Consider the following 12,592-nt stretch of genomic DNA (forward strand, 5'->3'; position numbering starts at 1 on the left):
TTCTTTTAAAATGTAAAAAAAGGACTGGGAAGTGTCATAGATGTTAACCACAATACTTTCATTGGGGATCGTTGTTTGGATCGCGTTTATATTGGATGCCTGGGCCGGTTTAAGAAAATTAGATTTTCTCGAAAATGAAACAGGTCTAGTAGATGGGGAGTTATTGACAGTCATTGTCGCAGCAAGAAATGAAGAACAACAAATAAAGTTAAGTATCCAAAGTCAATTGCAGCAAACCTATGAAAATGTCGAATGGATTCTAGTAGACGACCGTTCAACAGATCATACTGGAAAAATTATTGATGAGCTAGCTAGATCGGATCAAAGAATAAAAGTCATTCATATACAAGAATTACCGGAAGGCTGGCTTGGTAAAAACCATGCATTATATACAGGTGCCAAACAGGCTTCTGGTAAATGGCTTTTGTTTACAGATGCAGATGTTCGCTATGAAAAAGATGCATTTGCAAAAGCGCTGCATTATTTTAATAAAAATAAACTTGACCATTTAACCGCAGCACCGAATTTAAATGCCCACAGCTTTTGGCTCAAGTCATTTGTTGCCTTTTTCCTGTTTGGATTTTCCTATTTTAAACGTCCGTGGCGGGCAAATAACCCTAAATCCAAAATCGGTACGGGAATTGGTGCTTTTAACCTTGTTTCAAACAAGGCTTATGAAGCGTTCGGCACCCATGAGAGGATTAAAATGCGCCCGGACGATGATCTTCAATTGGGAATGAGAATGAAAAGGGAAGGCTTTTCGCAAAGGATTGTTACCGCCCTCCATTTGATTGAAGTAGAATGGTATGGCAGTTTAGAAGAGGCCTTTGTCGGGCTCGAAAAAAATACGTTTGCGGGATTGAATTACCGTATCAGCATGATTTTTTTAGCGGTTTTCGGAATCCTCTTAACACACTTTCTACCCTTCATTACCATTTTTTCAAGCAGCAAAACCATTGCCCTGCTGAGCTTAGGCAATATTATAACCAGCGGAATTCTTTATGCCATGGTAATCAAAAGAATGACATTATTTTCTCCTGTCCTCTTTCTAGTTTTTCCAATTACTACATTATTGTTTATATATTCCATCATTCGAGCAAGCCTATTGACCTTTAAACGGGGCGGTATTGTTTGGAGAGGAACAAAATATCGCTTAAAAGATCTTCGAGAAAAATAGTGAAGCAGAGTTTTTCTTTAAAATGAAACCTTTTGATATACTAAATAATGGATTTAAATAGGAATTCAGGAGGTTTAAAAATGGCGGTAAAATTATTCTCTCCCTATACAATTAAAGGGGTTACGTTAAAAAACCGTATTGTTATGTCACCAATGTGCATGTATTCGAGTCATAACGAAGACGGGCATATTCAAAACTGGCACCGTACTCATTATACAAGCCGGGCGGTCGGCCAGGTTGGATTGATTATTGTTGAGGCTACTGCTGTTACTCCACAAGGCCGTATATCCCCTCAGGATTTAGGAATTTGGAATGATGACCATGTTGAGGGATTTAAAGAATTAGTCAACTCGATCAAAGAACATGGAGCTAAAACAGGAATACAGCTTGCCCACGCCGGCAGAAAAGCTGTTTTAGACGGGGAAATTCTTGCACCTTCAGCGCTTGAATTTAATGAAAAAAGTAAAACCCCAAAGGAAATGACATTGTCAGAAATTACAGAAACCGTTGAGGCATTTAAAAAAGGGGCAGAACGAGCAGCCACTGCCGGCTTTGATGTCATCGAACTTCACGGGGCACATGGATATCTGATTAATGAGTTTTTATCACCACTTTCTAATAAACGAACCGATGAATATGGCGGTTCAGCTGAAAACCGCTACCGCTTCCTCCGCAAAGTGATCGACGCTGTTAAGACTGTATGGGATGGCCCATTATTTGTGCGAGTCTCCGCTCATGATTACAATGAGGAAGGCTTAACACCTAAGGATTATGTAACCTTCAGTAAATGGATGAAGGAGCAAGGTGTTGACTTAATCGACGTTAGTTCCGGTGCCGTTGTACCTGCTCGTATTAATGTTTACCCTGGTTACCAAGTAAAATTTGCTGAAACGATTAAGAACGAAGCGAGTATTGATACAGGTGCAGTTGGGTTGATTACTTCCCCGATCCAAGCTGAGGAAATTTTGCAGAATGACCGTGCTGACTTAGTTTTCTTAGCGCGGGAACTGCTGCGTGATCCTTACTGGCCAAGAACGGCAGCCAAAGAGCTGGGAGTAGAAATTGAAACGCCTGTGCAGTATGAACGGGGCTGGCTTTAAATGAATAGAAATGTCCTTCACCCACCGGATGAAGGACATTTTTTTGTTTCTTGGGACAGTTTCCGTTCATTTCAACGGAATATTTATTTCTTTAAAATCCTCTGCTATATCCGTATTCGGAAAAATCTCACGTGCCTCTTCTACTAATTCTCTTGATGCATGCCGGTCATAACGGGAACTGATATGGGTTAGGCATAGCTGTTTACACCCTGACATTTTCGCAATTTTCGCTGCTTGGTGTGTGGTGGAATGAAAATAATCAAATGCAAGCCTTTCCTCTCCTTTTGAGAAGGTAGCTTCGTGCACTAACAAGTCTGCATGTTCCGCCAAGGAAACCGCCTGTTCACAATACCTGGTATCCCCTAAAATGGTTATAATCCTTCCCTTTTGGGGCTGTCCAAGGAAATCTGCCGGATGAATCGTTCTACCATCTTCAAGGGTAACCGTTTCGCCATTTTTGATTTTCTTAAAAATAGGCCCAGGACGAACACCTATTTCCACCAATTTATCAGCAAGCAATGTTCCCGGCCGATCCTTTTCAACAATTCGATAACCATAGGAAGGAATTCCATGTTCTAAAAGACTGGCTTCAACAATAAACTGGTCATCCTCAAAAATTATCCCATCCTCAATCTCAATGACGGTGATATTATATTTTAAATAGGTCTGACTCACAGAAAGACTCACATCAATAAATTCCTTAATTCCCTTTGGACCATAAACGGTGACTTCCGATTCTCCCCCCTGAAAGGAACGGCTCGATAATAGCCCGGGAAGGCCATATATATGATCGCCATGAAGGTGAGTGATAAAAATTTTTTCAATTCTGCGCGGTTTAATTGCAGTATGTAAAATTTGATGCTGGGTTGCCTCTCCGGCATCAAATAGCCAGATTGTCCCCCGCTCTTCTAGTAATTTTAAGGCAATGGATGTAACATTGCGAAGCTTTGCCGGCATTCCGGCGCCCGTTCCTAAGAAAAAAATATCCACTCGAACATACTCCTTTCAAACACCCGTACTTATTATTAGCTTTACTATAGCACAAACCAGTCTTTGAAAATAAATTGATTTTTACATGATTGCTTTTTATTTGCGAATTATATAGTAAACAGATAAAATTTAATACTTGGTAAGACAACGTTATTTTATACGATACATACTGGAAAAGAGGTATTTTAGTGGAACAAACTGGAAGCACATCTTCACTCATTATGATTTTTGGTGCAACTGGCGATTTAGCCAAACGGAAGTTGTTTCCTTCGCTATACCGGCTATTTGAAAAAGGCCGATTATCCGATCAATTTGCTGTAATTGGTGTGGCAAGAAGGTCGATTTCAAATGATGAATTTCAACAATCCGTAAAAGAATCTGTTCTTTCTGCTCTAGGAAGAGATAAAAATATTGATGAATTTATTTCCCATTTTTACTATCAAGCACACGATGTGCAGGATTCTAGTTCATACCTTGCTCTTAAAAAATTAGCAAATGAGATTGATGAACATTATAAGTTAGAAGGCAACCGGATTTTTTACCTCGCCATGGCACCGGAATTTTTTGGACCGATTGCACTTCATTTAAAGTCCGACGGTTTAACGGATGTAAAAGGATACAAACGTCTTGTCATCGAAAAACCATTCGGACATGACCTTGCGTCTGCAAAAGAATTAAACAAGCAAATTAGAACAGCTTTTTCTGAGGAAGAAATTTATCGGATTGACCACTATCTTGGAAAAGAAATGGTACGAAACATTGAAGTAATCCGTTTCGCCAATGCCATTTTTGAACCATTATGGAATAACCGATATATCTCCAATATTCAAATCACTTCAAGTGAGACACTTGGAGTAGAGGAACGAGGACGTTATTACGAAAAAAGCGGTGCATTAAGGGATATGGTACAAAACCACATGCTGCAGATGGTAGCCCTCCTTGCGATGGAGCCTCCGATTAAGCTTACAACAGATGAAATTCGTTCCGAAAAAGGAAGAGTATTCAGAGCCATTCGTAAGATAGCAGGCGAAAAAGTAAATGATTATTTTGTTCGCGGGCAATACGGCGAAGGGGAATTGGATGGCAAAAAGGTTCCGAAATACCGTGATGAACCAATGGTGGACAAAGAGTCTAATACAGAAACCTACGTCGCAGCGAAAGTGATGATTGATAATTTTCGCTGGGCGGGAGTACCTTTTTATATCCGAACAGGAAAAAGGCTTAAGGTAAAATCTACTAAAATTGTCGTGCAGTTTAAAGATATACCAATGAATTTATACTATCAAACGGAAAAAATGTTAAACCCGAATCTCCTTGTTATCCATATCCAGCCGGAAGAAGGAATTACGTTACATTTAAATGCCAAAAAGGCAGGCGGTCATCTCGATGCACAAGTGGTGAAATTAAGCTTTGCCAATACGGGAATCCATGCGATGAATACTCCGGAGGGTTATGAAAAGCTTCTATATGACTGTATGCAGGGAGACGCAACAAACTTTACCCATTGGGATGAAGTAGCATATTCTTGGAGCTTTGTTGATAAAATCTCTGAAGCCTGGAAAAATAGTAAGGACGAAAGCTTTCCAAATTATGAATCAGGTTCAAGAGGTCCTGACGCAGCAGATCAATTATTAGAAAAAGACGGTTTCTCTTGGTGGCCTGTAACTGAATTAGAAGTAGAAACTTGCAATTAAATAAAAACTAAAAAGCTCCGCTTTGTTATCACAGCAAAGCGGAGCTTTTTATATTCCGAAAAGTAAAAATTTTGTAGGGCGAAATGTAAATATTCCTCTGATTTTTCGACAGAATCTTTAATAGATTAAAATTACAATAGAATTGCATTAGAAATTAATGAGAATACGGAGGTGAATTAGCATACATAGGTTCCACCTAGTGCTTTAGTATTCAATTATTCTAAAACTATTATAGGGGCGGATGAAAAGAAATGAAGAGAAAGAAAACGGTTGCTAGTCTTTTAACAATAGGCTTATTTACAACAACGATTCCTTTTACTGCAAGTTTTGCCGAAGTACCCAAGTGGACGAATGTTAATGTATATGAAGAACAAGATGGAAGCAAGTTTAATAGTGAAAACTATGATTTTGTGAAGTTCTCTCAAATTGGCGCAAAACTAAAAGATATTGAGAAACAATCAAACCGTGTGAAAGTTGAGGTCCGAGGAACATCAGCTAAAGGGCATCCGCTTTATGTCGTAACGATCGCAGATCCGACGACACAAGGGAAATTTGGAAAAATTCAAGCGCTAAGAAAACAAATGTTTAAAAACCCAGGCAAGGCTCAAGATTGGATTGCCAATAATCCTGATTTTAAGGTGCCTATCATGATTAATGGTTCGATTCATGGAACGGAATTCGTGGGAAGTAATGCTATTCTTCAATTGATTGAACGCTTTGCCAAACAAAATGACCAGGAAACGAAAAACATTTTAGCGAATAATATCCTTATAATTAATGTAGTGCAAAATCCTGACGGGCGTGTTGATGCTACACGTTTTAACGGTGAGGGCATCGACTTAAACCGCGACTTTATTACCCAATCACAGCCGGAAACTAGGGAAACAGTTGGGCTTATTAAGGAATGGAACCCAATGGTGTTCCTTGATACCCACGGATATGTGAAAAATTACGCTCCAAACCGTCAGGGCTTAATTGAGCCATGTACACCACCGCATAATCCAAACTATGAGTATGATCTCTATAATAAGTGGGCTTATAAGCAGGCTGAAGCGATGGAAGCGCAAATAATGAAAGTAAAGGATCAGTTCGTAGGAAGTACCCAAACTAATAGTAACTTATATAAAAACATGCAAGGTGTCTATATTCCGCAGCGAAATGATAAAGACGGCTGGGATGATTATCCGCCAATTTTCACACCAATGTATGCAATGTACCATGGGGCTTACGGTCATACGTTAGAAACGCCAACGAATGATTGGGATGGTGTCCGTTGGATGTATAATGCCATTATCGGGGCTCTAAATTTTGCAACGGAAAACAAACAAGCGATGATTACGGACCAAATTGAAATGTTCAAACGCGGAATTAACTTTGATCATCCTTTCCATAAGGAAGGGTTCTTCCCGAAAGCGTATATTCTACCAGTTAATGAGAAGGATCCAACGGTAACAAATAAAGCGGTGAACCATTTAATCAACAATGATATCGATGTCGTTCAATCACCAAAAGCATTTACTGTTGATGGAAGAACGTATCCTAAAGGGACTTACATTGTGATGATGGATCAGGCGAAAGCCGGATTGGCGAACACGATGCTGTGGGATGGGGAAGATATCACAAATACAATTAACGCCATGTATGATATTTCAGCATGGAGTCTGCCGGAACTCTGGGGCTTTGAAGCGGTGGAGACACAAAGTTCCATTAATGTGACAACCACAAAGGTGAACGAAATCAATGAACAAGGTTCCGTTTCCGGTAAGGGTCCTTTCTTGATCCCAAATACCTCAGTTAAAGCTATTAATCTAGTAAATACGTTAATTCAGCAAGGTATTGAAGTTAAGCGTGATGCAAAAGGGAACTTCTACACAGAAGCAGCTGCCAATAAAATCACCGCCGCTGTGAAAGAATCTGGGTTGCAAATTGAGAGCACCTCAAAGGTACCAGCCGATGCTTCGGCTTTATCAAGTTTAAAAGTAGCTATTTTCAAGGACGGCGGAATTAGTAAAGTTCAGTCCCATAGTGGAACAAAGCTTGCCCTAAAACGACTAGGATTTGACGTGACCGAAGTAACCCCAGTTGAGGTTGCCGAAAACGTTCTAAGTGGTTTTGATGTTTTTGTGTATAGCGGATCATCTAGCTTAATTAGTGTCATCACGAGTGCTTCAAACAAGGAATTTGGAGTGCAGGACAAGGCGCAAGAAACAAAGTTACGCGCGAACATTGTCGACTTTGTGAACGGAGGGGGTAAATATATTGCAGTAGGATCAACAGCCTCACAAGCAACGAAAACCCTAGGTCTAACAGACGACACCGTTAATGTTGGTGGTTCTGATAGCAACGGAATTGTGATGGTTGATTACGAAGGAACAGGTTTAACAGCCGGTTATGGCAAGGATGACATCGGTTTTGTCTATCGTCCAACATGGTATACGAATACTGGGAATGATAAAGTAGTTGCCAAATATGCCAACAAGGATAATTTCTTTGTGGCCGGTCACTGGAGAAATAGCAAAAATGCAAAAGGTCAGACCGTAGTAGTAAAAGAACAAAATAAAGACGTAACCCTAATTGGCCTAGAAGCAGGTTTCCGTGATCATACCGATTACCTGTTCCGTCTTCTATCCAATGCAATCTTTGAAAAATAAGCTGTAAACTTGCTAAAATTATAAATAAAATAAAAAGCTCCGCTTTGTTATCACAGCAAAGCGGAGCTTTTATTCGTCTTTATGTTTTTCCGGAAACGACCGTAAAAAATCCTTATTAAAGCTAGTTTCGGTTCCAACTTTATGGTCGGGGTCTATCGGTCTCTGTGAGGAGGCCGTTTCGACAATATGCTTGCCGTACTTTTCTCGAAGGTTCGATATCGTATTGAGCAACGGCTCCTTTTTCGCATCCTTTTCATAGGAAAACAAGTCGAGCTGCTTATAAGCATCATCATGATCCAATAAATCAGATCCTGTGATCCCTAATAATCTTACCGGGTTCCCATTCCAATGCTTGATAAATAACTGCTTTGCAGCAGATGAAATTTCATCCTTTTGATGAATAGGATTTGAAAGCTTTTTGCTCCTTGTAATCGTCTTGCGATCCTTGAAACGAATGGTAATACCCAATGTAGAGGCAAGAACATTTTTCCGCTTCAGTCTAACCGAAACCGTTTCTGCTAATGAATCCAAAACAGCAAAAAGCTCTTGCTGATTGCTAATATCCCTTGGAAGAGTCGTTGAATTGCCGATGCTTTTAAACTCGGCCACGGATTCTGGATCAACGGGTCTTGAGTCAATTCCATTTGCACGATCTTTTATCCGAAGACCATTAATGCCTAACAGGGTTTTGAGTTGAATTTCATTTCCCTTTGCCAAATCACCAATCGTATGAATCCCGATTGTTGTTAGCTTTTCTGCTGTTTTCCTGCCAACTCCATGCATCTCATTTGTATTTAACGGCCAAAGCACTGAAGGAATATCCCTTTTACGAAGAATCGTAATCCCCATTGGCTTTTTCATATCAGAAGCCATTTTGGATAAAAATTTATTAGGGGCAATCCCAATGCTGCAGGGTAAATCAAGCTGCTCAAGAATTCTTTTTTGAATACTATTGGCAATTTCGATTGGGCTGCCGAACTCATAGGAATCCGTTATATCCATATAACCTTCATCAATCGAAACAGGTTCAACGAGTTCTGTGTATTGCCGGAGGATTTCAAACATCCCCATCGAAGCAGCCCGATATCGGTCAAAATTAGGAGATTTTACTATTAGCTTCGGGCATAGCTTTTTCGCCTCCCAAAGTGGCATCGTCGTTTTCACTCCAAATTTTCTTGCCTCATAGCTGCAGGTGACAATAATCCCTCTTCGTTCTTCCACATTTCCGGCAATCGCAAGTGGTTTCCCCTTCAACTCCGGGTCATAAGCCATTTCCACAGAAGCATAAAAACTATTCATATCAACATGTAAAATGACCCTTCCGTTTTTCGGATACATTTCCTTCATGTCCTGCACTTCCTAACAACCTTTTATACCTAAAGTATTACAAAAAGGAGAGCTGCCCGCTCCCCTTCAAGCTGTACTATTGATTTGTTACTTCATCAATGATGGCAAGTGTCATTTCCGCCAATTTATATAATTCTTCAACCGGCATACGCTCGTTTGTAGTATGAATTTCTTCATAACCAACGGCAAGATTGACTGTTGGAATGCCAAAGCCTGCGATCACATTGGCATCACTTCCGCCACCGCTATGCTGTAATTCGCAGCTGCGGCCAATTTTCCCTGCCGCTTTGCGGGCAATCTCAACGACTTGATCTCCCTCACCAAATTTAAAACCTGGATACATAACTTCGACGTTAACTTCTGCTTTTCCGCCCATTTCTTTCGCTACAGTTTCAAAAGCATCTTTCATTTTTTGAACCTGTGCCTCCATTTTTTCAGGAATTAACGAACGGGCCTCTGCTAAAATATCCACCCGGTCACACACAATATTTGTCGCCTGCCCGCCTTCAAATCGACCAATATTTGCAGTCGTTTCTTTGTCTATTCTTCCTAAAGGCATTTTTGCAATGGATTTAGCGGCAATGGTGATGGCGGAAACTCCTTTTTCAGGTGCAACACCAGCATGAGCTGTTTTTCCATAGATAACCGCTTTCACTTTAGCTTGTGTAGGCGCAGCAACGACAACATTTCCAACTAAACCATCACTATCTAGGGCATATCCATATTTTGCCTTCATTAGGGAAGGATCTAATGCCTTTGCCCCAACAAGACCAGACTCTTCGCCAGCCGTAATGACAAATTGGATTAATCCATGGTCGATATTTTGTTCTTTTAAAACACGAATCATTTCAAACATGGCAGCTAAACCAGCTTTATCATCAGCACCAAGAATAGTCGTTCCATCTGTAACCACATAGCCATCCTTAATCGATGGCTTTACACCTTTTGCCGGAACGACTGTGTCCATATGGGACGTGAAATAAATCGGGTCGATACCTTCTTTTGTGGCAGGAAGGGTACAAATTAAATTCCCTGCTCCATGACCAGTTTGTGCTGTCGTATCATCCTCGAAAACTTCAAGACCTAATTCTGAAAACTTCTGCTTTAAAACTTTCGCTATTTCCGTCTCATATTTCGTTTCAGAGTCGATTTGTACCAGTTCCAAAAATTCGTTCAAAAGACGCTCTTGATTAATCATCTAGCCGAACCTCCATTTTATGTACTTCATTCACTATTTCAGTATACCTTTTCGTATACATGTCATCAAATGAAAGAATTGCGAAAACACAAGATTAAAGTGGTATATTTCCATGTTTTTTATAAGGTCTCGATTCTTTCTTCGTCCGCAGCATTTCTAAGGATTGAATAATTTTTATTCTTGTTTCACGAGGATCGATGACATCATCCACCATTCCCCTGCTTGCTGCCACATATGGATTTGCAAATTTATCACGGTATTCCTCAATCTTTTGTTGTCTGAGCGCCTCAGGATTCTCGCTATTTTGAATTTCTTTGGCGAAAATAATATTTGCCGCCCCCTGTGGACCCATCACGGCAATCTCTGCATTTGGCCATGCAAAAACAAGGTCAGCACCAATTGACTTACTGTTTAGCGCAACATAGGCGCCGCCATATGCTTTTCGCAATATAATTGTAAGCTTAGGAACGGTAGCCTCAGAGTACGCAAATAAGATTTTAGCTCCATGGCGAATGATTCCTCCATGTTCCTGCTTAATCCCTGGGAAGAAGCCAGTAACATCTTCAAATGTAATGATTGGTATATTAAACGAATCGCATGTGCGAATAAACCGTGCAGCTTTATCAGAGGAATCAATATCTAATCCACCGGCCATTACCTTTGGCTGATTGCATACAAGACCCACGGTTTCCCCTTTAATTCTTGCAAACCCAACAACAATGTTTTTTGCAAAATCCTTTTGAATTTCCATAAAAGAATCGGAATCGGCAACTTGCTCAATCACTTTTCTCACATCATAAGGGCGAACAGTATCAAATGGAATCACATCCGTTAAGTCCGGACGATAATCGTCTTCTTTTTCAACCTCAAGTATTGGCGCCTTTTCCTCATTATTTTGCGGCAAAAACAAAAGCAACTTACGAACGTTTTGTAGAACCTCGGCTTCTGAATCGGATTGGAAGTGAGCATTACCGCTGATGGTATTATGGACATTCGCCCCCCCTAAATCCTCTGCAGAAATCTTCTCCCCTGTAACGGTTTCAATGACCTTTGGACCGGTAATAAACATCTGGCTCGTTTTTTCAACCATAAATACAAAATCCGTAATTGCTGGTGAATAAACGGCTCCACCCGCACAGGGCCCCATAATCACAGAAATTTGCGGAATCACCCCTGAATAAATAGCGTTCCGGTAAAAAATATGACCGTATCCATCAAGTGAAACGACACCCTCCTGAATGCGGGCACCGCCGGAATCATTTAGACCCACAAATGGTGTACCGTTTTTAGCCGCTAAATCCATCACTGTGGCTATTTTTTTTGCATGCATTTCTCCAAGTGCACCACCAAATACAGTGAAATCTTGGGAGAAAAGATAGATTGGACGACCATTTACTTTCCCATAACCTGTTACAACCCCATCACCGGGTCCTTTTTGTTCATCAAGTCCAAAATCATGTGTTCGGTGCTCAATAAAAGGATTTAATTCGACAAATGTTCCAGGGTCCACTAAAAGCTCGATTCTTTCTCTGGCCGTCAGCTTTCCTTTTTCATGCTGCTTTTCAATTCTTTCATCACCACCGCCAAGTTCAACCTCTCTGCGCTTATCGTATAATTCATTTATTTTTTCATAGATGTCACTCATGCTATCCCTACTTCCCCTTTTTTTCACAAAGTTCATATAATACACCGGAAGCTGATTTTGGGTGCATAAAGGCTACATGCGCCCCCCCTGCACCAATCTTAGGCTCATCCGATATCATGCGAATCCCATTTTCCTTCATTTCCCTGATGCGTTCCTCAATTGATTCAACACCAAGTGCGACATGATGAATACCCTCACCGCGTTTTTCGATAAATTTAGCAACCGTACTCTCCGGTGATGCCGGCTCAAGCAACTCTATTTTTGTTTCACCTGCACTTAAAAAGGCTACTTTTAATTTTTCACTTGCAACTTCCTCAATAGCGATTAAAGGCAGTTTAAGTACCTCCGTATAGAAAGGAAGCGCTTTCTCCAGTGATTGAACTGCAATCCCAATATGGTCAACTTTTTTTATCATCTTTATCCCTCTGATCCACTATTAAATTAATTCGACAATTATCTTATTCGCTAAAAAGTTCATAAATCCTTCCTAAAATTGAGCAGTTGCTCAGTTGTTCATTTGGGCTTTTCCCTGTAAAATAAGAATAGAGTAATCTTAAGGGAGGTATTCTCATTGTCTAAAAAGAAGAATCAAAAAATCATTGTTTTATTAATGCTCTTTGCCATGCTTGCTTCAACCCTCCTAATTGGAATTGGCCAATTTATTCGTTAAACATATAAAAAGGGACTGTAGTGTTTGAACTGCACCCCAATTGTTAGACACAAATAACAATTGGAGGTGCAGTTTTTAATTATGACCAAATATAGTTTAGAAACTAAATTAGCTGCAGTT

General features: G+C 40.2%; 10 protein-coding genes. 5 read left to right on the top strand and 5 right to left on the bottom strand.

Going from position 1 to position 12,592, the window contains the following annotated elements; all coding sequences use genetic code 11:
• Positions 1 to 40: 40 nt before the first annotated feature.
• Both M028_RS0107595 and namA read left to right on the top strand, forming a co-directional pair.
• Positions 41 to 1,177 (top strand): glycosyltransferase, encoded by a 1,137-nt coding sequence (locus M028_RS0107595; protein ID WP_026573378.1) that lies wholly within the window; start codon positions 41 to 43, stop codon positions 1,175 to 1,177.
• An 80-nt stretch (positions 1,178 to 1,257) separates the two neighbouring features.
• A complete protein-coding gene (gene namA, locus M028_RS0107600; protein ID WP_026573379.1) occupies positions 1,258 to 2,277 on the top strand; it encodes an NADPH dehydrogenase NamA in 1,020 nt (339 codons plus the stop codon).
• A gap of 66 nt (positions 2,278 to 2,343) precedes the next feature.
• Here namA and rnz read toward each other — a convergent pair whose 3' ends face one another.
• Complete coding sequence (rnz, locus tag M028_RS0107605; protein WP_026573380.1) at positions 2,344 to 3,267, bottom strand: ribonuclease Z; 924 nt, start codon at positions 3,265 to 3,267, stop codon at positions 2,344 to 2,346.
• Positions 3,268 to 3,455: 188 nt separating this feature from the next.
• Here rnz and zwf point away from each other — a divergent pair, with 188 nt between their 5' ends.
• Positions 3,456 to 4,961 carry a glucose-6-phosphate dehydrogenase gene (gene zwf, locus M028_RS0107610; protein WP_026573381.1) on the top strand — a complete coding sequence of 502 codons (1,506 nt, stop codon included), beginning with the start codon at positions 3,456 to 3,458 and terminating at the stop codon, positions 4,959 to 4,961.
• A 251-nt stretch (positions 4,962 to 5,212) separates the two neighbouring features.
• A complete protein-coding gene (locus tag M028_RS0107615) occupies positions 5,213 to 7,612 on the top strand; it encodes a M14 family zinc carboxypeptidase (protein ID WP_026573382.1) in 2,400 nt (799 codons plus the stop codon).
• A 69-nt stretch (positions 7,613 to 7,681) separates the two neighbouring features.
• On the opposite strand, the gene M028_RS0107620 is transcribed toward M028_RS0107615, so the two are convergent.
• From M028_RS0107620 to mce, 4 genes are all read right to left on the bottom strand, one after another.
• Positions 7,682 to 8,959: a DNA polymerase IV gene (locus tag M028_RS0107620; RefSeq protein ID WP_026573383.1), complete on the bottom strand. Its 1,278-nt coding sequence runs from the start codon at positions 8,957 to 8,959 to the stop codon at positions 7,682 to 7,684.
• A 76-nt stretch (positions 8,960 to 9,035) separates the two neighbouring features.
• Entirely contained in the window at positions 9,036 to 10,157 is a 1,122-nt protein-coding gene (locus tag M028_RS0107625; RefSeq protein ID WP_026573384.1) for a tripeptidase T, read from the bottom strand.
• Between the two features lie 94 nt (positions 10,158 to 10,251).
• Positions 10,252 to 11,802, bottom strand: a complete 1,551-nt coding sequence (locus M028_RS0107630; RefSeq protein WP_026573385.1) for an acyl-CoA carboxylase subunit beta — start codon at positions 11,800 to 11,802, stop codon at positions 10,252 to 10,254.
• 7 nt (positions 11,803 to 11,809) lie between these two features.
• Positions 11,810 to 12,217: a methylmalonyl-CoA epimerase gene (gene mce / locus M028_RS0107635; protein WP_026573386.1), complete on the bottom strand. Its 408-nt coding sequence runs from the start codon at positions 12,215 to 12,217 to the stop codon at positions 11,810 to 11,812.
• A 156-nt stretch (positions 12,218 to 12,373) separates the two neighbouring features.
• Here mce and prli42 point away from each other — a divergent pair, with 156 nt between their 5' ends.
• Positions 12,374 to 12,472: a stressosome-associated protein Prli42 gene (gene prli42, locus M028_RS32695; protein ID WP_155925507.1), complete on the top strand. Its 99-nt coding sequence runs from the start codon at positions 12,374 to 12,376 to the stop codon at positions 12,470 to 12,472.
• The last annotated feature ends 120 nt before the right edge of the window (positions 12,473 to 12,592 follow it).

Origin of the sequence: Bacillus sp. UNC438CL73TsuS30, assembly GCF_000482325.1 — a bacterium.
In the GTDB taxonomy this organism is placed as follows: domain Bacteria; phylum Bacillota; class Bacilli; order Bacillales; family Cytobacillaceae; genus Neobacillus.

Coding starts and splice junctions, on each gene's coding strand:
- M028_RS0107595 (WP_026573378.1), top strand. CDS start 41: ATGTTAACCACAATACTTTCATTGGGGATCGTTGTTTGGATCGCGTTT.
- namA (WP_026573379.1), top strand. CDS start 1,258: ATGGCGGTAAAATTATTCTCTCCCTATACAATTAAAGGGGTTACGTTA.
- M028_RS0107615 (WP_026573382.1), top strand. CDS start 5,213: ATGAAGAGAAAGAAAACGGTTGCTAGTCTTTTAACAATAGGCTTATTT.
- M028_RS0107630 (WP_026573385.1), bottom strand. CDS start 11,802: ATGAGTGACATCTATGAAAAAATAAATGAATTATACGATAAGCGCAGA.
- M028_RS0107625 (WP_026573384.1), bottom strand. CDS start 10,157: ATGATTAATCAAGAGCGTCTTTTGAACGAATTTTTGGAACTGGTACAA.
- M028_RS0107620 (WP_026573383.1), bottom strand. CDS start 8,959: ATGAAGGAAATGTATCCGAAAAACGGAAGGGTCATTTTACATGTTGAT.
- mce (WP_026573386.1), bottom strand. CDS start 12,217: ATGATAAAAAAAGTTGACCATATTGGGATTGCAGTTCAATCACTGGAG.